Annotated in this window: 16 protein-coding genes and 1 pseudogene; 4 read left to right on the plus strand and 13 right to left on the minus strand. The window is 48.9% G+C overall.

Features of this window, described 5'->3' with window-relative positions:
• Positions 1-367 precede the first annotated feature (367 nt).
• A complete protein-coding gene (gene dinG / locus JFY74_13160; GenBank protein ID QQG27073.1) occupies positions 368-2,467 on the minus strand; it encodes an ATP-dependent DNA helicase DinG in 2,100 nt (699 codons plus the stop codon).
• A gap of 179 nt (positions 2,468-2,646) precedes the next feature.
• Between dinG and JFY74_13165 the strand changes: the two genes are divergently transcribed.
• Both JFY74_13165 and JFY74_13170 read left to right on the plus strand, forming a co-directional pair.
• Positions 2,647-3,492, plus strand: a complete 846-nt coding sequence (locus JFY74_13165; protein ID QQG27074.1) for a helix-turn-helix transcriptional regulator — start codon at positions 2,647-2,649, stop codon at positions 3,490-3,492.
• Positions 3,493-3,544: 52 nt separating this feature from the next.
• Positions 3,545-4,192, plus strand: a complete 648-nt coding sequence (locus JFY74_13170) for a LysE family translocator (GenBank protein QQG27075.1) — start codon at positions 3,545-3,547, stop codon at positions 4,190-4,192.
• 401 nt (positions 4,193-4,593) lie between these two features.
• Here the strand turns inward: JFY74_13170 and idi are convergent, their stop codons facing one another.
• Positions 4,594-5,151, minus strand: a complete 558-nt coding sequence (gene idi / locus JFY74_13175; GenBank protein ID QQG27076.1) for an isopentenyl-diphosphate Delta-isomerase — start codon at positions 5,149-5,151, stop codon at positions 4,594-4,596.
• A 100-nt stretch (positions 5,152-5,251) separates the two neighbouring features.
• Positions 5,252-7,558 carry a beta-glucosidase BglX gene (bglX, locus tag JFY74_13180; GenBank protein ID QQG27077.1) on the minus strand — a complete coding sequence of 769 codons (2,307 nt, stop codon included), beginning with the start codon at positions 7,556-7,558 and terminating at the stop codon, positions 5,252-5,254.
• Between the two features lie 400 nt (positions 7,559-7,958).
• Between bglX and JFY74_13185 the strand changes: the two genes are divergently transcribed.
• Positions 7,959-8,645, plus strand: a complete 687-nt coding sequence (locus JFY74_13185) for a glutathione S-transferase family protein (GenBank protein QQG27078.1) — start codon at positions 7,959-7,961, stop codon at positions 8,643-8,645.
• A gap of 57 nt (positions 8,646-8,702) precedes the next feature.
• Here the strand turns inward: JFY74_13185 and pbpG are convergent, their stop codons facing one another.
• The 9 genes from pbpG to dusC form a co-directional block, all read right to left on the minus strand.
• On the minus strand, positions 8,703-9,650 hold the full coding sequence (gene pbpG, locus JFY74_13190; GenBank protein ID QQG27079.1) for a D-alanyl-D-alanine endopeptidase: 948 nt from the start codon (positions 9,648-9,650) through the stop codon (positions 8,703-8,705).
• A gap of 149 nt (positions 9,651-9,799) precedes the next feature.
• A complete protein-coding gene (locus JFY74_13195; protein ID QQG27080.1) occupies positions 9,800-10,309 on the minus strand; it encodes a hypothetical protein in 510 nt (169 codons plus the stop codon).
• A 36-nt stretch (positions 10,310-10,345) separates the two neighbouring features.
• Complete coding sequence (locus JFY74_13200; GenBank protein QQG27081.1) at positions 10,346-10,702, minus strand: FMN-binding protein; 357 nt, start codon at positions 10,700-10,702, stop codon at positions 10,346-10,348.
• Positions 10,703-10,760: 58 nt separating this feature from the next.
• Positions 10,761-11,303, minus strand: coding sequence for a class IV adenylate cyclase (gene cyaB / locus JFY74_13205; GenBank protein ID QQG27082.1), 543 nt, complete (start codon positions 11,301-11,303; stop codon positions 10,761-10,763).
• A gap of 383 nt (positions 11,304-11,686) precedes the next feature.
• Positions 11,687-12,235: a hypothetical protein gene (locus tag JFY74_13210; protein QQG27083.1), complete on the minus strand. Its 549-nt coding sequence runs from the start codon at positions 12,233-12,235 to the stop codon at positions 11,687-11,689.
• Between the two features lie 16 nt (positions 12,236-12,251).
• On the minus strand, positions 12,252-13,199 hold the full coding sequence (gene mmuM / locus JFY74_13215; GenBank protein ID QQG27084.1) for a homocysteine S-methyltransferase: 948 nt from the start codon (positions 13,197-13,199) through the stop codon (positions 12,252-12,254).
• Complete coding sequence (mmuP, locus tag JFY74_13220) at positions 13,192-14,604, minus strand: S-methylmethionine permease (GenBank protein ID QQG27085.1); 1,413 nt, start codon at positions 14,602-14,604, stop codon at positions 13,192-13,194. Before mmuP ends, mmuM begins: the two co-directional genes overlap by 8 nt.
• Before the next feature lie 146 nt (positions 14,605-14,750).
• Positions 14,751-18,542 (minus strand): hypothetical protein, encoded by a 3,792-nt coding sequence (locus tag JFY74_13225; protein QQG27086.1) that lies wholly within the window; start codon positions 18,540-18,542, stop codon positions 14,751-14,753.
• Positions 18,543-18,855: 313 nt separating this feature from the next.
• Positions 18,856-19,788: a tRNA dihydrouridine(16) synthase DusC gene (gene dusC, locus JFY74_13230; GenBank protein QQG27087.1), complete on the minus strand. Its 933-nt coding sequence runs from the start codon at positions 19,786-19,788 to the stop codon at positions 18,856-18,858.
• A 339-nt stretch (positions 19,789-20,127) separates the two neighbouring features.
• Between dusC and JFY74_13235 the strand changes: the two genes are divergently transcribed.
• Positions 20,128-20,799 (plus strand): epoxyqueuosine reductase QueH, encoded by a 672-nt coding sequence (locus tag JFY74_13235; protein QQG27088.1) that lies wholly within the window; start codon positions 20,128-20,130, stop codon positions 20,797-20,799.
• A 50-nt stretch (positions 20,800-20,849) separates the two neighbouring features.
• On the opposite strand, the pseudogene JFY74_13240 reads toward JFY74_13235, so the two are convergent.
• Positions 20,850-22,445, minus strand: a pseudogene (locus tag JFY74_13240) (ABC transporter substrate-binding protein).
• Between the last annotated feature and the right edge of the window lie 182 nt (positions 22,446-22,627).

Genomic DNA, 22,627 nt, shown 5'->3' on the forward strand with positions numbered 1-22,627 from the left:
AAACGCATATAAATAAAAATTATCTCTATAAGGAAATAATTAAAAAATAACGCCAATTACTTTCGTTATTATCAAATGATAAAGTCACGGTGACTAATTTTTATTATTGGTCTGGACAGCAAGAGAAACGGATGCCAGACAGCATTCGTTTTTGAAAAGGAAGGAAATTTTATTCACTGCGTTAATTTTCATCATGGTACCTGTCCTTGGTTGATAAAAACCGCACTGCGTAATGACACATTTTATCATACGTATTAACGGCATCCTTGCTGTTCCGAGATAAATCTAACAAATAAGAATAAAAAAATATAGCGCTAAATAGGGACTAATTACCCCTTTATTCTGCAAACGAATATATAGGAATTTGCTATGGCATATCCCGCTGCTCAATCGGGAAAACGGGCAGCGCCGCCAGCAGCTGTGCGCCATAGCCTTTGGTCAGCAAACGACGATCGTAAATGACGATTTCACCAAAGCAGTCATGGCTACGAATAAGGCGTCCAACCTGTTGGATGAGGTTAAACGAGGCGCTGGGCAAACTTTGTACGATAAACGGATGCCGTTTGAGGCTTTTTAACCATTCGCCTTCCGTCAGGATCACCGGGCTGTCGATAGGCGGAAACGCGATTTTATGGATATGCACCTGAGAAAGGAGATCCCCTTTCAGATCCAACCCTTCCGCAAAGGACTGTAAGCCAATCAACACACTAGTCTGACCTTCCTGTACCCGTTGCCGATGTAGCTCGACCAACCGGTAACGCGGCTTATCTCCCTGAACCAGCAGCATCAGGCGTAAATCGGTCACCTGCGTCAGGAAGAGTTGCATGGCACGCTGGCTGGCAAACAGCATCAGTATCCCTTTATGCTTATCCTGTTTTAACTCCGCCCGGAAAAACTGTGCCATCTCAGCAATATGCTGCGCCTCTGACTCCATCAGCGGTTCATAACGCATTTTGGGAATCACCAGACGCCCTTGCTCGCGGTGGTTGAACGGTGAATCCAGCGCGATAAAGGTGTCCCCTTCCTGCTCGCTCAGGCCAGAAAGCTCCTGTATACGCGCAAAACTGTTCAACGAGCGCAGCGTTGCCGAGGTCATCACAACGTGCGACACCTTCCCCCACAGCAGCCTTTCAAGCTGATCGCAGACGCGAATCCCCGCACAGTGCAGGTGAAGATGCGGCTGGTTATCGCGCATTTCCCGCGTAATCCATTTGGAGACCGGTGCGTTCGATGATTTCTCCATCGCCGCCAATCGCCACAGTTTACTCATAGACTCAAGGTAGCCCTGTTGGCGACTCATTTTCAGTAATGCCTGATAGACACGCACCACGTCATGCTTGCCGGTTTTCTCGCTGAGATCGTTGAGCATATACTCTGCCAGCGCCCGCAGCGTATCCGTCAGTTTGAACAACCGCACGCAGAGTTCACGCATTTCATCCGACATTTTGCCCATCGCAAAACGGTATTCGGTTTCCTGTCCGTCATGCGGAAGAAACAGCCCGCACATTTGCGAGAAAGACAGCACGCACTCGCGGATCTCCTCACAATGGCTGGTTAACCGCTCGCTGTTAGCGAGTCGCGGTGGCGATTTAGGGGCAAACTGCGCCATACATTGCCCGATAAGCTGCACCAGTTGTTCCAGTTGCGCCATCATATAAGCTGGATGAATATCGCCAGACATCTCCAGCGTATCGCGGGCAACATCGGGAATGTGGTGCCCTTCGTCGAGCACCAGCAGGAGATTTTTAGGGGGAGGAAGTACCGATTCGCTTTCCATCGCTGCCATCACCAACGCATGGTTGGTCACCACAACATCGGCCTGTTCGATCTCACGCCGTGCGATGAAGAACGGACACTCGCGGTAGTAATGGCAGTTGTGCGCGAGACAGTTCGCCTTGTCCGTACTCAGCTTCTGCCACAGGCTATCGTCAAGTGAATCCTGATAATGATCGCGCAGCCCATCCCAGGCATGACCTTGCAGTGCTTTCTCAAGCCGTACACAGGTGCGTTTTTCCTCCTTGCTGGCGGACATCAGTTCATCATCCAGAAAGAGCGGTAAATCCCCCTGAGCGTCAGGATCGGTTGCCAGCATCGCCAGATTACGTGGGCAAATATAACGACGACGGCCAAATGCAGCGGTAAATTTCAGTTCGGGAATAAACTTCTGCAATAGCGGCAAATCTTTGCTGTAAATCTGATCCTGCAACGCCACATTCGCGGTACTGACCACCAGCGTTTTGTCCTCCGCACGCCCTACCGCAATACCCGGAATAAGGTAAGAAAGCGTTTTCCCGACGCCGGTTGGCGCTTCTATAGCCAGATGGCGCGGGTAATCGCCCGCCAGCGTTTTCGCCACTTCGGCAATCATCTGTCGTTGGGGTACGCGGGAAATAAAATCCGGGATTTGCTCTTGCAGGGCCTTATACCATTGACCAATCTGCAATTTTATTGCGGGGGACAGCGCCATGCATACTCTGTATCTGGGTAATCTGGCCGCCATTGTCCCACAGACGCCCGGCGACGTCAGCCGATATCACGTTCGCGACAATTCCGGCCTCGACAATCGTCTGCACAGCGATTAGGGTAAACCCTATCTGTGTCGCAAGCGGTAAACGCTATTTTCGTAAACAATAGCTTCGGTAAATTATGTCTTCAGTCCACGCCATTAACCAATCGTACTGGTTTTCGCCACGGTTACCGCATGTTGAAAGCCGCAGCACGCGCAATAGCAGCCACGCCTATAAAACACACAGCCACGCGCAATTCTCGATTGGGGCGATAGAACACGGCGAAACGCTTTGCCATTACCGCAACGAAACCCATCACTTACAGGTTGGCGACCTGATTTTCATCGATCCACAACAGCCGCACAGCTGTAACCCACTTCCTGGAAAAACACGCAGTTATCACATGCTTTATCTGGATACCGAGTGGTGTCTCGATCAGATTGCGACGCACAGTGGTTATCAAGCGGATACCTTGCGTTGCAGCCGCGTTGTCCTACGCGATCCCGCACTGTTTATACGTTATCAACACGTAGTGACCCTGCTGTATCGGGGAGACATTGCGTCGGCAGATCATCACCTCAGAGCGATGCTGGAACCGATTTGGCGGCAATATTGCCTGCCTGCGCCGTCCTGTTTGCCCGCCTTACCCCATCATGCTTCGCAAACCACGACGCGACACGTACGCGAACGTCTGCTGAATAATTTGCAAGAATCGCCCTCGCTGGAAACACTAGCGGAAGAGCTGAACCTGCGACGTGAAACCATCGTGCGACAGTTTCGTCATGATACGGGCATTACACCGATGGCATTTCTTAATAATGCCCGTATTGAGTATGCTAAATCGCTGCTGAAACAAGGCACGCCGCTGGTTGATGCCAGCTATCAAAGCGGCTTCTGCGATCAAAGCCATTTCCACAAAACGTTTGTGCACTACACTGCCGCGACACCGGGTCAGTACGCGCGATCAATATTTGACAATAAATAGCGGGACACCTTGTCTAGACTGACCTCGATTACTTACCGAGGTCAGAAATAGCATGTTCATCAATACCCTTTTTTCCGCCGATTCTCTCTTTCCCACCCACTTTCCTGCTCTGGCGCTGGCGCATTTTGTGGCGCTCCTGAGCCCAGGCCCGGACTTCTTTCTGCTGACGGCCTATGCCATTCGCTACCGACTGCGCGGCAGTGCGGGAATTTGTCTGGGCATCGCGCTGGGCAACGGCATTTACATTCTGCTGGCAGCGATCGGCTGGGCAGGTATTCAATATTCGCCCACGCTTTTTACCTTCATCGAATTAGCCGGGGCGGCATATCTGCTCTGGGTTGGCTATCAGTTAGTGAAAAGTCGTTCTGTGCTATCGCTACAGGCAGAACAGCAGTCCGACCGTTGCCCGACGCTGCGTAAACAAATCCTGCTGGGGCTCGGTTCAGCACTGTTGAACCCCAAGAACATGCTGTTCTACATCAGCCTGATGACCAGCATTCTTGGGCAACATGTGACACCTACGCAGCAAGTCGTCAGCGGTAGCTGGATGTTTTCTGTCGTTCTGGTGTGGGATCTATTGATCGCCGCGCTGATCGCTCGCCCGCTGATTCAGCAGCGTTTAACCCGCTGGCTTAACCCGATTGAACGCGGAGCCGGTGTCATTCTGATGTTTTTCGGTCTACTGCTGTTATTTCGGTAATTGTTATTTCGGTAATTGTTATTTCGGTAATTGTTATTTCGGTAATGAAGGGCAGTTAAAAAGCGCGGAGCGTTTTGGCCTTGTTTCATGGGCGGAAGGCTTTATAATTCGGGGCAATTAACAAAAGGATAACCTGATGACTCTTAAAAAAATCGGTATTATCGGTCTTTTTGCCCTGCTCGCCTTAGGTGGAATGTCTGGCATGATGCTGGTGGGCTACATTATTATCGAGCACGCGGGCTGAGGCTTTCGGCCCGCCGCACTCCCCCTATCTTACAGCACAAATTTACGGTAAGAATGCACGAACAGTGCCGCACGGAAACGCGGCAATTAACGCGGTTATTTAGGCTAACGTGACTGTTCAGACTAACGTGGTTGTTCGGGCTAGCGTGATTTTTTAACTAATGTGACTGTTTTAACTCATGCGACTGTTCTGACTGAAACGTCTGCCAGTAATCAGGAATACGCGCGAAGGTCAGTTGGAACCAGGCCGTAAACTGGTCGGGCGTCGTCGCCATCCGCTGTGCAACCTCGTCTATCGACTCGTACGCATAGTTCGACACTTCATCGGGATTCATCTGCGGCACATCGTCCGTCACGCCAAAATACACATGCCCCAGTTCATGCTCAATCAGCCCGTTATCCAGCGGCAAACGATAGGTCAGCGTAAACATCGGCGTCAGCGCACAGCGTAGCCCCATTTCCTCATACAAGCGGCGATGTGCTGCCTGCAACGTCTCTTCACCGGGCGCAGGATGGCTACAGCAGGTATTACTCCATAGACCGCCGCTGTGATATTTCTCCACTGCCCGCTGCTGCAATAACAACTGCTGGCGAGAGTTGAAGATATAGACGGTAATCGCACGATGTAATACTCCTTTTACATGCGCTTCCTGTTTTTCCATTACGCCCGTTGGCCTGTCATTTTCATCAACCAGCACCACTTCGGTCAACGGCATACCTTTCTCCTGCAATACCTGATTCTCCGGAAATCACACTGTATTACGATCATCACAATGCGTCTCGCCGCCGGAATTTTCGACGGCGAGACAAACATTATTATAGCAGGGTGAAGCTGTCGCTCTTCACACGCTGTGAATCCAGACCAATCATCACGTCGAATTTGCCAGGTTCCACCACCTGCTGCATGCGGGCATTGTAGAACTTCAGCGCTTCCTGATCGAGCGTGAAGGTGACCGTACGGGATTCTCCCGGCTGTAACATCACCTTCTCAAAGCCACGCAGCTCTTTCAGCGGACGACTGATGGAAGCCACCACGTCATGGAGATACAGCTGCACTACCGTTTCCCCTGCACGGTTACCGGTATTTTTCACCGTGACGCTGGCGTTGATCGTCCCATTACGCTTCATCGTCTGGCTGGATAAACGCACGTCTGACACACTGAAGGTGGTGTAGCTCAGGCCGTAACCAAACGGATAGAGCGGCCCATTAGCTTCATCGTAGTAGTGAGAGGTATATTTGCCTGGATTTTCCGGCGTGTAAGGACGACCTGACGGCAGGTGATTGTAATAAATCGGGATCTGACCGACGGAGCGTGGGAAGGACATCGGCAGTTTGCCAGATGGGTTATAGTCGCCAAACAGCACATCGGCGATCGCATTGCCGCCTTCCGTGCCGCTGAACCAGGTTTCCAGTAACGCATCGGCCTGCTGATCTTCACGCACCAACGCCAGAGGACGTCCGTTCATCAGCACCAGAACCAGCGGTTTACCCGTGGCTTTCAGCGCCGTAATCAGATCGCGCTGACCTTGCGGCAGGTCGATGTTCGAACGGCTGGATGCTTCATGCGCCATCCCGGCCGCTTCACCAACAACGGCGACCACCACATCAGCCTTCTTCGCTGCGGCTACGGCTTCATCGATCATTACCTGCGGAGGACGTTTATCTACCTGAACGGCATCTTCATACTGATTCAGGAAATCAATAATCCCTTTGTGATTACTGACGTTGGCACCTTTGGCATAGAGAATGGTGGCTTTATCGCCGACGGCATTCTTCAGGCCCTGATAAACGGTAATCGTCTGTTTCGTGACGCCTGCGGCAGACCAGCTACCCATCGTATCGCGCTGGCTGTCAGCCAATGGCCCCACCACGGCAATCGTGCCTTCTTTCTTCAACGGCAGCGTTTGCAGGCGATTTTTCAACAGCACCAGACTTTTACGCGCCACGTCACGCGCGTCCAGACGGTGTAAGCGACTTTCCGCGTTAGTATCTACCGGATCGGAACCGACTGGCCCCAAATGACGATACGGATCTTCAAACAGCCCCATATCGTATTTCACGTTCAGCACCTGACGGCTGGCATCGTCAATCTCCTGCACGCTCACCGCCCCGCTTTTCACCAGCTCAGGCAGATAGCGCACGAAATACTCGTCGCTCATGCTCATGCCGATACCGGATTTAATCGCCAGACGCGATGCATCACGCGGATCGCTGGCCACACCGTGCTTAATCAGCTCTTTAATCGCGCCGTGATCGGTAATGGTGATGCCTTTGAAATTCCACTGATCGCGCAGAACCTCTTTCAGCAACCAGCTATTTGAGGTGGCTGGCGTACCGTTGATTGAGTTCAACGCAACCATCACGCCGCTGCTGCCCGCGTCAATCGCCGCTTTGTAAGGCGGCATATAGTCCTGGAACATGCGCTGAGGGCTCATGTCCACGGTGTTATAGTCGCGTCCGCCTTCCACCGCACCGTAGAGCGCGTAGTGTTTTACGCTGGTCATCAGCGAGTGGCGTCCGGTTACGTCATCGCCCTGAAAGGATTTGACTACCACACCGGCAATTTTGCTGGTCAGCCAAGTATCTTCTCCGAAGCCCTCTGACACACGGCCCCAGCGCGGATCGCGGGTGATATCCACCATCGGCGCCCAGGTCATGTTCAGACCGTCTTCCGTCGCTTCATACGCCGCTACGCGCGCACTTTTCGCAATCGCGTCCATATCCCAACTGGAGGCTAGCCCCAGCGCGATAGGGAAAATCGTGCGCTGGCCATGCACCACATCGTAGGCGAAAAACAGCGGAATTTTCAGGCGACTGAGCTGCATAACCTGATCTTGCATCTCACGGATATCTGGACGGGTCACTGTATTAAAAATCGCGCCAACCTGGCCGTTTCTGATCATTTCCCGAATGGCTTCTTTCGGGTTATCCGTCCCGACGCTGATTAATCGGAGCTGGCCGATTTTCTCTTCCAGCGTCATTTTCTTCAGCAGATCCGTGACAAACGCATCACGTTGCTGATGTGAAGGCGATATTGAGGCTGGCGCAGACGTCAGCTCCTGCGCAAACGCCGGATTACAGGCAAGTCCAATTGCTATAGTCAGTGAAGTAAGCCATTTCATTCGTTATAAAGACCCAGTCAATCTAGGCGTCAGAGCGTCAGGTCAGAGCAAGGCGCTGAAGCACAAGACAGGTTGAAGATTCCGACGGTCACATCCCTTCTCTGACAAGGCAAAAAATACCTTCTCCTGCCTTAAGCGAATAAGGCTTCCCGATAGTGGTTGCCGCACCGACGCACTCAAATGCACAGCGCGTAATATAGTGCATTTATTGAGGTTTCATTTACTAAAAACTGCAAGAATAATGCTAAACGATACGCATAATTCACATTCCCTACCTTTCGTTTGCATCATCATCCTGATAGCAATGCGCAAAACCGATAGATAAGCCACGGAGAGGAGGATGATTTCTCCCACCTTTCGTGCTAATGCTAAGGCTTCGTTAACACAAGGAGCCTCAGACATGTATCAGCTGTATATCGCCAATAAAAACTATTCGTCCTGGTCACTGCGTCCGTGGGTGCTGTTGAAAGCACTGTCGATTCCTTTCGAAGAGAAACTGGTCGCCTTTGCGCCGGGCATGGCACAGCCGGCATTTAAGGCCTTTTCGCCGACGGCAAAAGTCCCCTGCCTGATCGATGGCGAGACCACTGTCTGGGATTCGTTGGCGATTACCGAATATCTGGCCGAACAACATCCCAGCGTCTGGCCTGCTGATGCCAAAACCCGCGCCTGGGCGCGCTGCGCCGCCGCCGAAATGCATTCTGGCTTTACCGCACTGCGTAACATCTGTTCTATGAGCTGCGGGGTACGCGTCAGAATGAGCGAGATCCCTCCGGCGCTCAGCAACGACATTAACCGCATTTGCGAACTATGGCGGGAAGGGTTGACGCGTTTTAGTGGGCCGTTTCTGGCAGGAAAACAGTTCTCGGCGGTGGACGCATTCTTTGCGCCGGTTGTCTTCCGTATCAAAACCTATCAGCTTCCTGTCTCACCGGAAGCAGCCACCTATTGCGAGCATCTGTTAGCGCAGCCTGCCATGCAGTGCTGGCTAGAGGATGCCTTAGCGGAAACCTGGCGTGAGGCCGAGCATGACGAAGAAGTGAAAAAAGCGGGTGAAGTCGTAGAGGATTTACGCGCTCGCGCCTAGCGCCACCGTCCAAACTCGCCCCCTTCCCACAGTAGTGGGAAGGGGAAGGGAAACGGGTTACTCCGTTTCGAGACTCGCCATGCTCTGCGGTTGACGAGAAGCCAGCGATTTTTGTTTCTTATAGCTCAACGCAGCGGCAGGCACCTCGCTAACCTTACCGGTTTCAATCCACTTGCGCAGGCGGTTAGCATCTGCAAAGTGCGTATATTTTCCGAAGGCATCCAACACCACCAGCGCAACAGGTCGCTGATTAATGACCGTACGCATCACCAGACAGTGTCCCGCCTGATTCGTGAAGCCTGTTTTAGTCAGTTGAATGCTCCAATCCTCTTTATAGATCAGATGGTTCGTATTTCTGAACGGCAGGCTATACACGGGGTGAGAGAACGTCGCCGTTTTCTCCTGCATGGTACTAAGCTGGCCCAGCAGCGGATATTGCTTGCTGGCAATCAAGAGCTTGGTGAGATCGCGGGCAGTCGAGACATTATTGATAGACAGCCCAGTCGGCTCTACATAGCGCGTGTGGGTCATCCCCAACGCACGGGCTTTAGCATTCATCGCGCGGATAAACGCCTGATAGCCGCCCGGATAGTGGTGCGCCAGACTGGCAGCAGCACGGTTTTCTGATGACATCAGGGCCAGTAGCAGCATGTCTCGGCGGCTGATCTCACTGTTCAGACGAACGCGCGAGTAGACCCCTTTCATTTCTTTCGTCTGGCTAATATCGACAGAGATGATTTCATCCAGCGGTTGATTGGCATCCAGCACCACCAGCGCCGTCATCAGTTTCGTCACCGAAGCAATCGGCACCACCACGTCAGGATTGCTGGAATAAAGGATGTGGTTATCACGTAGATCCACCACCATGGCACTACCGGAAGCAATTTCCTGATGCGCAGTGCCAGCGGAGTACGTCGGCGCTTTCGCCACAGCCTGAGGCAACATCACAGCATGGGTTGATAGCACCAACAGGCCAAAAAGAGAAAGCTTAAAATTTTTAGTCATTCTTCAATAACTTAAACAGTATTCTGTTAAATGAAAGGGATGGGCATCAGCATTATAATTTACCGCCCTTCCCTGCGCACTCATACAGCAGAAAAGCTTTGTGACAAATGTTGACAGACGGTTTGAGCAACCTACTGTTTTTTATCATGTTACGTCAGAGAGGGTCTTATTTTGCGCATGTGGTTGAGCAGACGCAGGCTGACGCCGCTGAATATCCCCGCGGTAATCCCACTTGCCGCACCGGACAACAGGCAGAACACGGGGTCATGCGCCAACGAGGGAAACCGAGCCAGTTGGACGGAAAAATAGAAGCGAGAACAAAATGTCAACAGCATCAAGACCAGCGGCCACCACGAGCCGATACGTTGAAAACAGCGCGACTCCGGCAGATAGGTTCCTGACGTCTTCCCCCACATCCACCCCATGCCCAGACCAACGATCAACGCCAGCAGAAATCCCGCCGCCGCCGCCAGCGGGAGCATCAACGTGTGAAAAATCGCGCTAACGCCCCACACCATGAATACTATCGGCATCACTAACATTCGCGCCAGCGATTGCCGTCTCGGTTGGCTGGCTTTTACACCGGCATAAATCAGGTAACCCAAAACGATCCACACCCAATAAGGCGTGTGACGCAAAATAATCAGCAAGTTTTCCACTGCAGCTCAACTCCTTCATCAACCCTATGGTCACAATTACGGCGTAATTTTAGCCTGTTCCAGCGCCTGTTTCACCGCGTTAATCACGCCCTGGCTTGATAACGTTGCCCCTGTTACCGCATCCACCTTGTTAATATCCTGCGTCTCAATGAGCTCCGGCACGATTTGATCCGTAGCACTCAGCATCATCGCTTCGGTATCACCATGCTTCAGCACTTCCGCGTTGGCAATTTTCCCTTCTTTAATGCTGACCGTGACCTCAACCTCTGCAGCCTTCCCCTGAGCTTTACCGATGTAGGTACCGTCTTTATAGTGCGCCACATCGTTGCCATAAACAGATAGAGAAAAAGCCATGACTACCGTAGCCAGCGCCACCGAAATAGATTTATTCATCATTTCCTCATGTCTAAACCGAGTAATAAAAAACAATTTAACAACCAGAAAACAACAGCTAATTAAAACCTAATAATTGATAATAAGATTTCGTTTCAATATTATCTAATGGCAACTTAAGCCGTAGCGCACACTCTATACACCGATCCCTGAGTGCTTTCAACTGGGTTTCATCATCGGTCATCACCGATATTTCGACGAAATAACCCAGTGACTCAATATAATCGAGCGTAATATGGAAGGCGTTTAAAAAGTAGATGCTGCGGATTTTATGAATTTCAAAAAGGGGCCGATACCCCAAGGTCTGTAACATGCTGTCAGTTTTTTCAAAACCTTCAACGTTAACCGCTTCACAGCGATCGACACCCGGCCCTTTCACAATCCAGAGTTTAATGCCTGATGGCTCCATGCGGCGCACCAGCATTTTGATATTTTGCTGTTGCAGGCGATTCTCTGCATCATCGTAATAAACATCATGTTCTTTATTTTCAAAGACGAAAGCCTCGGGATGAAGGCTAAAAAGTGTATTCCTGAAAACGGCTATATCATCGATGCGGAATTTAAGTTCAACTTCATATTTCCCTGTGAAATGTTCAACCATGTTCTTTCCCTCACTGGATTCCCTGAAATAAAATTGATTTTCCGTCATATAGAACAGCGTTTTATTACGCTGTCATACGGAAATTCAAGATAATAATGGTTCAGTCATCCGCAAAATAGATCATACAGGTAACATAATATGGCCGAATGGCCGTCCTCTCACCCTCCTTGATTAACACCTTACGTCCTGTCACATCTTGGCACCGCGATAATCATGCCGCATTATTACCTTACAACGTCAGATATTCCGATCGCAATTTCCTGACAATGAATATCTGTTGACGAATGCTATCGGTGATTTCCCAGCAAAAAAATGCGGTCAGAATCCTTGCTGGACGCTGACCGCCGTTAATAGTAGCTGAGAAGGGAAAAACCGCTAGTTCTTCACGCTGCAACGGTAGGTAATAGCTGAATCAGTGTAGAATCGAAGCCGTGATGGTGCATAAACTCACGTAAAATCAGCAATCGGGCGGAGAAGGTGTTCTCTAGCGGAATCCCTTCCCAGGCAGCCGGACTCCCTAGCATGACGCGTTCCAGACGTTTAAATGTCCGCTCCATGTCATCCTGCAGCAAGCGCCAGCCAGCCTCCTCTTCTTCGGATCCCGAGATCTGTGCGATCGTCACCAATGCAGGATCGAAAGCAAACAGAACGGAACCCGCAGGGATATCGTGGCGAATACGCGTCACTTCATCCTCAACCGCCATGATCGCCAGCTCCATTTCGTCCGGCGTTGGGGGGAGATGCTTGAAAAATGCCGCTGCCGTTTTGTCAAAACCGATGGTTAATTGCAGGGTTGCCGACGGTTGTGATGCCGTCCCACAGACGACAGTCGTCAACTGTTCGCCAATATACAGTACTGTTACCGGCACATTCGGCGCGACGCGCTGTCTGGCAAGCGAGTACGCCTGTTGCAGGTTCACATCATTTTCCATCACGGCATCCCCTTATTTAATGCTGACTCCCGTGTTGGCAACAGCGTGCGATACTGGCGATATCCGCAGGTGTGGTTCGGCAACAGCCGCCAATCAAGCGTGCGCCTGCTGCCTTCCACTCGGGCAAATACGCGGTCAACGAGCAGGCGTTATCGTGAGCGCTGCCCCAGGTTTTGGTTACTGCATCATACTGCTCGCCAGAATTGGGATAAACCACCAAAGGCAAATCCGTCAGTGAAGACAGGTGCGTCAGCGCTGGCGTCACGTTTTCCAGCGCGATGCAGTTGATACCCACAGCGACCACCTGAGAGCAGGCGTTGACCCGCGCCAGCACCGTGCGCAATGGTGTGCCGTCGCTGAGGTGTTCGCTATCACGCAGCGTGAAGGAGAACCAGGCCAGAGCCTGGGGGAACTCAGCCAGTAACGCAATCAGCGCCTCTATTTCGGCAAAAGACGGCAGCGTCTCGCAGGCCAGCAGATCGGCACCTGCCTCATGCAGCGCCACTATACGCGGCCGATGAAACGCCATCATCTCAGCCTGCGGCAGTTGATAATCACCGCGATACTCCGAACCATCCGCCAGATAGGCACCGTACGGCCCGACAGACCCCGCCACCAGCAGCGTGCCAGCCTGCGGATTATCGCGACGGTAATCATCCCGCGCCTGCGCCGCCAGCTGTACGCTCTTGGCAATCAGCGCCAGTGATTCTGCTTCACTATACCCGCGCGCCTCAAACCCTTGCGGCGTCGCCTGATAGCTAGCCGTAATCGCACACTGCGCCCCGACCTTGAAATAATCGAGATGCACCTGATAAATCAGCGCCGGATTTTCAACCAGTACTTTCGCCGACCACAGCGGATCCGTTAAATCACAGCCGCGAGCTTCCAGTTCGGTCGCCAACGCGCCGTCCAGCACAATCGTTGATGCCGTCGCCAGCATTTCGGTAACCGTATTTTTACGCAATGTCTTCCGCTCCCGTTAATCTACGTTTCTTCATTGACTGCGTGAAATAATAAGCACCATAGCACAGCGCGACAAACGGAATTCCACACCACAGGGCAATCCGCTGGCTTGGGTCAAACGCCAGCCCAACGCAGGCCAGCAGACAGAGCAGGAAACCAAGAATCGGCGTGATGGGGAACCAGGGCGCGCGATATTGCAGGTCGGAAAGCGGTTTTCCCGAGCGGACATGGTGACGGCGGAACATATAATGCGAGGCGCAGATACTCAGCCACACCGCCACGACGGCAAAGCCAGAAATCGCGGACAGCGCCACGTAAACGGTATCCGGTGCAACCACGCTGGAAAACAGCGCCAACAGCCCGCCCAGCATACTGACGGAAATGGCAAAAAGCGGAATACCACGACGCGTCAGGCGAGAAAAACGACGCGGCAACGTGCCTTCGTTGGACAGCGACCACAGCATACGCCCCGAGGCATACAGCCCTGAGTTAGCGGCTGACAGGATCGCCGTCAAAATGACGAAATTAAAAATGTCGGCGGCGTAAGGAATGCCAATCTTTTCAAACACCAGCACAAACGGGCTTTTAGCAATACCGGCCTCTTCCATCGGAATGATCGCCGCCAGCACCAGCACCGTCCCCAGAAAGAAGATCACCAGTCGCGCGACGGTAGTACGAATCGCCATTGGCACCACCTTCTGCGGATTCTCGGTTTCGCCAGCCGCGATGCCGATCAGTTCCGTACCGGAGAAGGCGAAGTTCACCGCCACCATCGTCATCAGAATCGGCAGGCCGCCGTGTGGAAACCAGCCAGATGCGGTAATGTTCTGGAAGAACGGCGCGGGTGAACCGTCCTGCATCGGAATAAAGCCAAACATCGCGCCAGCACCGAGTACGATAAAAGCGAGAATCGTGACGACTTTAACGATAGAGAACCAAAATTCCCCTTCAGCAAAGAAGCGGGACGACACAATATTCAGCAAATAGATCAGCACACAAAACAGCAAGCACCAGGTCCAGACCGGCACCTGCGGAAACCAATACTGCATGCAAAAACCGGCAGCGGTCAGGCTGGAGCCCAACGCAACCGTCCACGTCAGCCAATACAGCCACGCCACGGTATAGCCCGTTGCCGGACTGAGATAGCGGGAAGCATACACATGGAACGCGCCGGTTTCCGGCATGGCAACGGACAGCTCGCCCAAACTCAGCATCACCAGATACACCACCAGCGCGCCGATCAGATACGCCAATAGCGTTCCGGCCGCGCCCGTCGTTGAAATAATGTAGCCCGTATTGAAAAACAGGCCAGTACCGATGACGCCACCGAGCGAAAGCATCACCAAATGGCGAGCTTTCATAGTGCGCTTAAACTGCCCTTCCGTGCCTGATGCGTGTTGTTCCATGATGACCTTTCGTTATAGACGTCTAAACTTCCAGATAGATGGAGTGTTATACCGTCAACCGATTCGTAAAGTAAAGTACAGGCTGGCGGCGAGTGATAAAACCTGAACGGCTATCATTCGTTACCGATGTACAACTTTTTAGGAGATTATTGGTTCTCAGAGAATGGCATTACCTCTTTAAATAAAAAACGGCCAACAGAGTAGTGTTTTATCGTAAACGGCAAAGTGGCATCGTTCCGAGATAAGACAGTTACTTCAACGTTACTAATTTTTGCACCTTTCGATTGTGAGGTATCTGTTTGAAGAGGCTCGATTTTATAGGTCGAAATTGCCTTATCTGATTTTAGAAAATCATTACGGCAATGAGAAAAAATGATAGTCTTATAACGTTCACCATTCCCATTCACTAATTTACCCGATTTATCTAAATCAATAATTTTCTGAACACTGGCTCCTTTTAGCGATGTATCTCCGATATCGCTTATACGATTGCTTACCGTAATGATATCCGTCAATTCCGCCTTTCCATTTTTAGCAAGATCACGATTATCGATTAACACGTTACTAATGTGTTCATCGCTTTCGTTTTCATATCTGTAATGACGATAATTTTGTAAACCTTCTTCTCGCCCCTGTGTATTAATTATATTATTTGGGTCATAACCATCAACGTCCAACCACTCTTTATTCTCAGTTTGCAGTGTAAATTTCACATCAGTAAGCTTACCATGTGTAAATGTAGCATAAGCGGTAAAGTCACTCTTTCTATTAACGACAGTAGCTAATCCAGGATCTTCAAGATAGGTACCATGTGGTGTTAACATTTTAATCGTGATATCTGAAGGCAACACAACCACAGGGGCGATAGTATCACTCGTAATAAATCCGCCATGAGCAGAAATAACGAGAACTTTACTGCCCACTTCATTTTCCATTGGCTTTGTATAATATTGAATATAATAACCATCACCAATCTCACGTTTAATAAATCCTCCTTGGAGGATAGATTCTTTAATCGCCACATCTCCATTTAAGTTACTATGTACAACATTATTCTCACTGAATATATCTCCAGATTTCCCCTTATTTTTCTTTAGAGCATTGGTGAGTCGAACCATACCGGGTGATTTATCCGTCCACCTTGGAAACACTTTTTCCATCGCATGAATTCCTGCTTTTCCACCTAATTCTAATAATTCAAAACCAGGATCTATACTGCGTAAAAAACCCACCCCCAAGTTACGAACAACCTGAGGTGAGATATTTTTCGCAACTGAAGGGGCATAGATAGACATTTTTTCAGCCGTCTGCTTCAACATTCCACTAAGCGTCGCCTGCCGCGCCCCATATTTCAGAGAAAGAAAAGTATATTTTCCGAATGAAAGGCTAAACTTGGCCCCCACTCGGGTAACTTGGCCGAAAAATGGAATGAAACTTATAATATCAATAATACATGCAGGGATAGCCTCCTTCTCATTACCTTTTATGCTCTCAGAAATACAGCTATAAAAAGGTATAAGGCTGAGTAAGAAATCACCCATTTTTTCATTAAAAGTTTTGTCATAACCTTTATTATACAGCTCAGCAAAGATTTTATTACGATGAGATTCTGCTAAATTATTAATTATTTCTCGAATGGGTTCGCCTTCCTTTTTTAACATTTTCCGTGGATAAACTTTAAGTTTGTAATCCTTATCTCTACGTGGTACAGAACTATCATCCAATAAAGAAAGCATCTCTTCCCTATTATAATCGACACGTTTTAGTTGGTACGACCCAGTCTTGTTAGAAAACGCCAAAGCATAAATACGTTTTTCGTCATTCAGTTTACACTGGAAAAAATCAGTATGATCAGGCATACTATAAATCAGTGCGTGCGCATTTTGTATTCCCATTCTTGCACTAGGTGGAAGTGCAGCACTATAAATACTTTCTCGGGCGTTAAATTCAACCGCAACGCTAACTACTGATGATTGTTGAATAAAATAAATATCTTCCTCACTAAATGAGGAGTTAAATAAATTCAACAACTGCAATTTATCAACGTTACATGAGGCATCAGCCAGATCATTATTTTGCTTATTAAAAATCTCGTCTATATTCGGAAGTGTAATTACATTCGGAAGTGTAATATAGTTTCCATCAGTAATAACTGTTAATTTTTCGTGTGCATTGAGATAGTCAGAAAGCCTCCCTTCATTAACATTATGATTTTTCAGTAATTCTATGGCAAGTTCCGTTCTTGACTTCCAACCATTAGCCTGATTATTGAGCTGGGTATAAGGATTATTACTTTCCATCCAATTACTTGTATTTTCAAAATAGGAAATGAATATTTTATTTATATCGCCCTCATTCATATTTGATAGATTTTGTTGCCTATCATCAAGACTAAAATAATATAAAATGGCGGGCAACTCAAAATAGAGGATATATTCCTGAGGCACTATTTTATTACGAATAAGGAGATCCAATGCCATGCCGACATCTTCAAAGTCTGCCAATATTAAATTTTTAACATCGACGGAAAAAGCATTCAATAACATAGCACCAGCATGCACGAACCCCCATTGCGGTTGAAGAAAATCCATTCTCTTCATTTTTTTACGTTCTGCTGATGATAATGGCAACATCAATGTTGGCATTAATTTCCCAAGCACATTATTTTTATAATAAACACGAGCCATGTCAGAAAGTTTAACTTTATTTGACTTAGTGTTAATAAGATGAATAAGTTTATTTTCAACATTTCCATAATTAAATATCTTACGCCCATTATCTCTCATATTTTTTATTCTACTTACACACCAAGAGTATAATGACATGTTTAAAATACTATAATTCAAAAAATCTGAAATGGCAGCCATTTTCCCAGCTTCTGAAATTGGATTTATTTCAATCCTTTCATATATACTTACTGGCTCCAACAAAATATTTACTATCATATCCATTTTATTTTCATTGCCCTCACCAGAAATATAGTCAATCATAGAATTCACTTGTTCAAACGATGTCATTCTGTAATTTATCTGGCTATTTTTTGATAAAAAATTATTTAATAAATGCCGTTTCATCCTAAAAATAATTTTATCTTTCTCATCATTTGAAAAATAAATCAATTCACTATCAAATCGTTTCCCCTGAGAAATTTTATTTATTATCGAATCAGGTAAATCCATCATTCTTATAACTGCCGCTTCAGACATGTATTTATCATTGAATTTATCAAAAATAGTTTTTCCATGAGAGTTATTAATTTCACTTGCAATATTCATCAATGCATCTAACATATCCCTCCCTTCATTAAATACATTATTTTTTATGCTTTCATTTTTTATGACAAAAATTTTCATCATTTGAATAAATTTCATCAAAAGAAATAACCCCTTTGTTTCTTTTACAGCATACCTATATTCAGGCGAATTGCGGGACAATCGAAACAAAATATCGAATGTATTTCTGAGTTGGTAGTTACCGTTAAAATTATTTATAGCCTTTAGAATTTTAAAAGGTATATCATCTGAATAAAGAATACTTCTTTTTGTTATATTTGACGGAGGAGGTAATTCTCTAAAAAAATCAATTTTTCTTAAATTAATAGGATGGGGAATTGATAAACTTCCATTATTTAGGCTAAAGCTGAAGTGTTCTGGTTTTTTATCAACAGGATAATCAATAACAAGTTCATTATTTCTATTTTGCCTACTTCCTAAGTTTGCACCACTGATTTGTACTGAACTCAATATCGAAAGTAAACCTACCATGGCTTGTGCGGTGTTTTGTCTATGGACATTACCAGTATGTAGACCTGGCCTGCTTGCTATCTTTTTTAATACTGTATTGAACTGTTGCTGACTGCTTTGTTTTCTATCATTCCAATAAGTATGATGACCAATAGACTGTCGGTGTTGATAATAAGTTGAAATAATTTTTGGCATGGCTGTTCTCTATATTACATTATTCTAATTGTATTATATATACCTACAAAATGTAGCCTGGCAGGGTATTTTATCCAAATAAGGTTTGATAATGTTTTCAAAAAACAATTTATCTTCGAAGTTGTGGATGAAAATTAATTACTGTAATAGCTCGAGCTTTTTCTGAACGCAAAGCTACATTATGGAATACCGAGCTGATGACTTATCGGTATACAGCATAAAAACCAGCTCGTCTGGGATACACTAGAGATGAACCGGAGGCAGTCTTAGACCAGTACAATTTGAAAACCAGACCTTTCCAGGACTGTGCCGGTCAGCCCTCACCAACCACACGGGCGATGTCCGCCGAGGTCTTCAAGGTACGGATTTCGCTAAATAACTCGGTGGCATCGTCGTACTCTTTACGCAAATAGCCGAGCCACTGTTTGATGCGTGCAACGTGATACATTCCTGTATCTCCCTGCTTCTCCAGCCGCACATATTTTTGTAGCAGCAGCATGACCTCCGGCCACGGCATACGCGGTTCGTTGTACTTAATCACGCGGCTCAGGTTCGGCACATTCAGTGCGCCCCGCCCCAGCATGATCGCATCACAGCCCGTAGTCACCATACAGTCTTGTGCGCTCTGCCAGTCCCAAATTTCACCGTTGGCGATCACCGGAATGCGCAGACGCTGACGGATTTCCCCTATCGCCTGCCAGTTAATGCATTCGGCCTTGTAGCCGTCTTCCTTCGTACGGCCATGCACGGCCAGTTCGCTTGCGCCCGCCTGCTGCACCGCATCAGCAATCTCAAACTGGCGGGCATCCGAATCCCAGCCCAGCCGGATTTTCACCGTGACGGGCAAATGTGTGGGCACCGCCTCACGCATCGCTTTTGCGCCTTGATAAATCAGCTCGGGATCTTTTAACAGCGTCGCCCCGCCCCCGCTGCCGTTCACCAGCTTCGACGGGCAGCCGCAGTTGAGATCGACACCATACGAGCCCAGCTCTACCGCCCGTGCCGCATTTTCCGCCAGCCACTGTGGATATTGCCCCAGCAGCTGCACGCGCACCAGCGTACCCGACGGCGTGCGACTGGCATGCTGTAATTCCGGGCAAAGGCGATAAAAGGATTTAACTGGCAGGCACTGATCCACCACGCGTAAAAACTCGGTGATGCACAGGTCATAATCATTTACTTCAGTCAGCAGTTCTCGCACTAATGAGTCGAGAACCCCTTCCATTGGGGCAAGCAGAACACGCATAACGCTACTCAATAATCATTCGATCGTTAATCACAGCCAGTCAGACCAAAAAAAGCAGGCAATCTTAGGGTAATGCTGTTCACTTAAGCGTGGATTTAGGAGGAAACACGATGATGAGGTTCCCGCAGGAATACCTCGCACCGTGGTAGCCTCCGGTATCTTGATCCTTAAACGATCGGCATTAGGTAATGTTAGGGGGTATTGTACGGGGAACGCAACGGGAAAGATAACGCTGGGTAGGCACGGAGGTTGCCTCTTGTGAACATATCATCAATAATTCGTGACGAATTTGTGCCGACACCGTCCTTACGGACCACAACGAAGTATGACGAGTCTATTATGTCGAATATCAAAACCGGCGCGCTGCAACGTCCACAGCTTTCTCTGCCGAATAATGCCGACAAGCTGCTGCTGCACTCCTGCTGTGCGCCCTGCTCGGGTGAAGTTATGGAAGCCATCACCGCTTCAAGCATCGACTACACCATTTTCTTTTATAATCCCAATATCCACCCGCAGCGTGAATATCTGATCCGTAAAGAAGAAAACATCCGTTTCGCTGAACAGCATAACGTGCCTTTCATTGATGCGGATTACGACTCGGATAACTGGTTCGAGCGCGCCAAAGGAATGGAATGGGAACCTGAACGTGGCATTCGCTGCACCATGTGTTTTGATATGCGTTTCGAGCGCACAGCGCTGTACGCCGCGGAAAACGGCTTTAGCGTTATTTCCAGCTCACTGGGGATTTCACGCTGGAAAAACATGCAGCAGATTACCGAGTGTGGGCAGAACGCCGCGCAGAAATATCCCGGCGTCACCTACTGGGATTACAACTGGCGCAAAGGCGGTGGCTCGTCGCGTATGATCGAAATCAGCAAACGCGAACGTTTCTATCAACAGGAGTATTGCGGCTGCATTTATTCCCTGCGCGATTCCAATAAGCATCGCAAATCACAGGGGCGCGATATTATCCGCATCGGTAAGCTGTATTACGGTGATGAAACCGAATAACGCTACGCCGAAGTCAGGCACGCCGTACGGCGTGCCGTTTTCACTACGTCTTACTTCTTCACGTCTACCTGATAGAAAATATGCTTACCGAACGGGTCGACCTCATATCCAGTCACTTCCTTGCGCACGGGTTCAAAGATGGTGGAATGCGCAATCATGACGGCCGGTGCCTGGTCGTGCATCATCTGCTGTGCCTGCTTGTATAGGGCAATACGCTGCTCGTGATCCTGTGAAGCGCGCGCTTCAATAATGATTTTATCAAACGGCGCATAACACCATTTTGCCGAGTTAGAACCACCGTTGGCTGCCGTACAGGTAAAGAGTGGCCCGAAGAAGTTATCAGGATCGCCCGTCGCCGTTGTCCAGCCCATCAATGCCGCCTGATGTTCACCGCCTTTCACCCTTTTCAGGTATTCGCCCCACTCGAAGGTGACAATTTTGGCCTGCACACCGACTTTCGCCCAATCGGCCTGAATCATCTCCGACATGCGGCGGGCGTTCGGGTTATACGGACGCTGCACCGGCATCGCCCACAGCTCAATGGCAGTGCCTTCCGCCAAACCCGCTTCTTTCAGTAACGCCTTCGCCTTCTCGGGATCGTAGTCATAATCTTTCAGGTCGCTATCAGCACTCCAGACACCTGGCGGCAGCAGGTTTTTCGCCGCCGTTCCGGTTCCCTGAAAAACGGCTTCGATAATCGCCGGCTTGTTAATCGCCATTGTTAACGCCTGCCGCACTTTCACATTATCCGTCGGTGCCTTCTGGGTATTGAATGACAGGAAGCCGGTGTTCAATCCGGCCTTTTGCATCAGCACGATGTCCTTGTTCTCTTTCATACGCGGCAGGTCGGCAGGATTAGGGAACGGCATCACCTGACACTCATTCTTTTCCAGCTTGGCGTACCGCACGGAGGCATCCGGCGTGATGGTGAAAATCAACCGATCCAGCTTGGCCTTGCCTTCCCAATAAGCGGGGAACGCCTTAAACAGAATGCGGGAATCTTTCTGATACTGCGCTAATTCAAACGGTCCAGTGCCAATCGGTTCCATATCCACGCGCTCCGGCGTCCCGGCTTTGAGCATCGCATCGGCATATTCCGCAGAGAGAATAGACGCGAAGTACCAGGCTAAATCAGCCAGAAACGGGGCTTCCGCATGGGAGAGCGTAAAGCGCACCGTGTGGTCATCCACTTTCTCGATGCTCTGGATCAGCGAGCCAAAGGACAAACTTTCAAAATTGGCATAGGTCCCTTTCGAGACACTGTGGTAAGGATGCTGCGGATCTTTTTGCCGCATGAAGGAGAAAATAACGTCGTCAGCGGTAAAATCACGCGAAGGTTTGAAGTATTTATTGCTCTGGAATTTCACGCCTTTGCGCAAATGGAAGGTATAGACGCGTCCATCGGCGCTAATGTCCCAGCGTTCTGCCAGACTCGGCACCAGCTCCGTGGTGCCCACTTTGAAATCCACCAGACGGTTATAAATCGGCACGGCACTGGCATCCACGCTGGTACCCGAGGTGTAAAGCTACGGGTTAAAGTTTTCCGGCGATCCTTCAGAGCAGTACACCAGCGTATTCGCCGAGGCCGCTGAGGCGACCGCCAGCGTCAACGCTGCCAAAGTCAATCGTATTCCTGCTTTTTTCATTCCAGTCCTCGCTTATTGTGTTATTCGTATCCCATTTAGTGTTATTCGTGTCCCATTTACTGCGCTGGCTTTCTGACTTCCGCTGTCTGAAATATAAAAATCATGACCATAAAATGACAAATAAAACCATCGAATGAAATAATTTCTACGTTAGGATAACTGTCATAGCTATTACTGAATAA

It is taken from the genome of Pectobacterium carotovorum (assembly GCA_016415585.1).
In the GTDB taxonomy this organism is placed as follows: Bacteria; Pseudomonadota; Gammaproteobacteria; order Enterobacterales; family Enterobacteriaceae; genus Pectobacterium; species Pectobacterium carotovorum_K.

Bases quoted from the DNA above. Each gene is read 5' to 3' on its own strand.
- dinG (QQG27073.1), bottom strand. From the start codon at position 2,467: ATGGCGCTGTCCCCCGCAATAAAATTGCAGATTGGTCAATGGTATAAG.
- JFY74_13165 (QQG27074.1), top strand. From the start codon at position 2,647: ATGTCTTCAGTCCACGCCATTAACCAATCGTACTGGTTTTCGCCACGG.
- JFY74_13170 (QQG27075.1), top strand. From the start codon at position 3,545: ATGTTCATCAATACCCTTTTTTCCGCCGATTCTCTCTTTCCCACCCAC.
- idi (QQG27076.1), bottom strand. From the start codon at position 5,151: ATGCCGTTGACCGAAGTGGTGCTGGTTGATGAAAATGACAGGCCAACG.
- bglX (QQG27077.1), bottom strand. From the start codon at position 7,558: ATGAAATGGCTTACTTCACTGACTATAGCAATTGGACTTGCCTGTAAT.
- JFY74_13185 (QQG27078.1), top strand. From the start codon at position 7,959: ATGTATCAGCTGTATATCGCCAATAAAAACTATTCGTCCTGGTCACTG.
- pbpG (QQG27079.1), bottom strand. From the start codon at position 9,650: ATGACTAAAAATTTTAAGCTTTCTCTTTTTGGCCTGTTGGTGCTATCA.
- JFY74_13200 (QQG27081.1), bottom strand. From the start codon at position 10,702: ATGAATAAATCTATTTCGGTGGCGCTGGCTACGGTAGTCATGGCTTTT.
- cyaB (QQG27082.1), bottom strand. From the start codon at position 11,303: ATGGTTGAACATTTCACAGGGAAATATGAAGTTGAACTTAAATTCCGC.
- JFY74_13210 (QQG27083.1), bottom strand. From the start codon at position 12,235: ATGGAAAATGATGTGAACCTGCAACAGGCGTACTCGCTTGCCAGACAG.
- mmuP (QQG27085.1), bottom strand. From the start codon at position 14,604: ATGGAACAACACGCATCAGGCACGGAAGGGCAGTTTAAGCGCACTATG.
- JFY74_13225 (QQG27086.1), bottom strand. From the start codon at position 18,542: ATGCCAAAAATTATTTCAACTTATTATCAACACCGACAGTCTATTGGT.
- dusC (QQG27087.1), bottom strand. From the start codon at position 19,788: ATGCGTGTTCTGCTTGCCCCAATGGAAGGGGTTCTCGACTCATTAGTG.
- JFY74_13235 (QQG27088.1), top strand. From the start codon at position 20,128: ATGTCGAATATCAAAACCGGCGCGCTGCAACGTCCACAGCTTTCTCTG.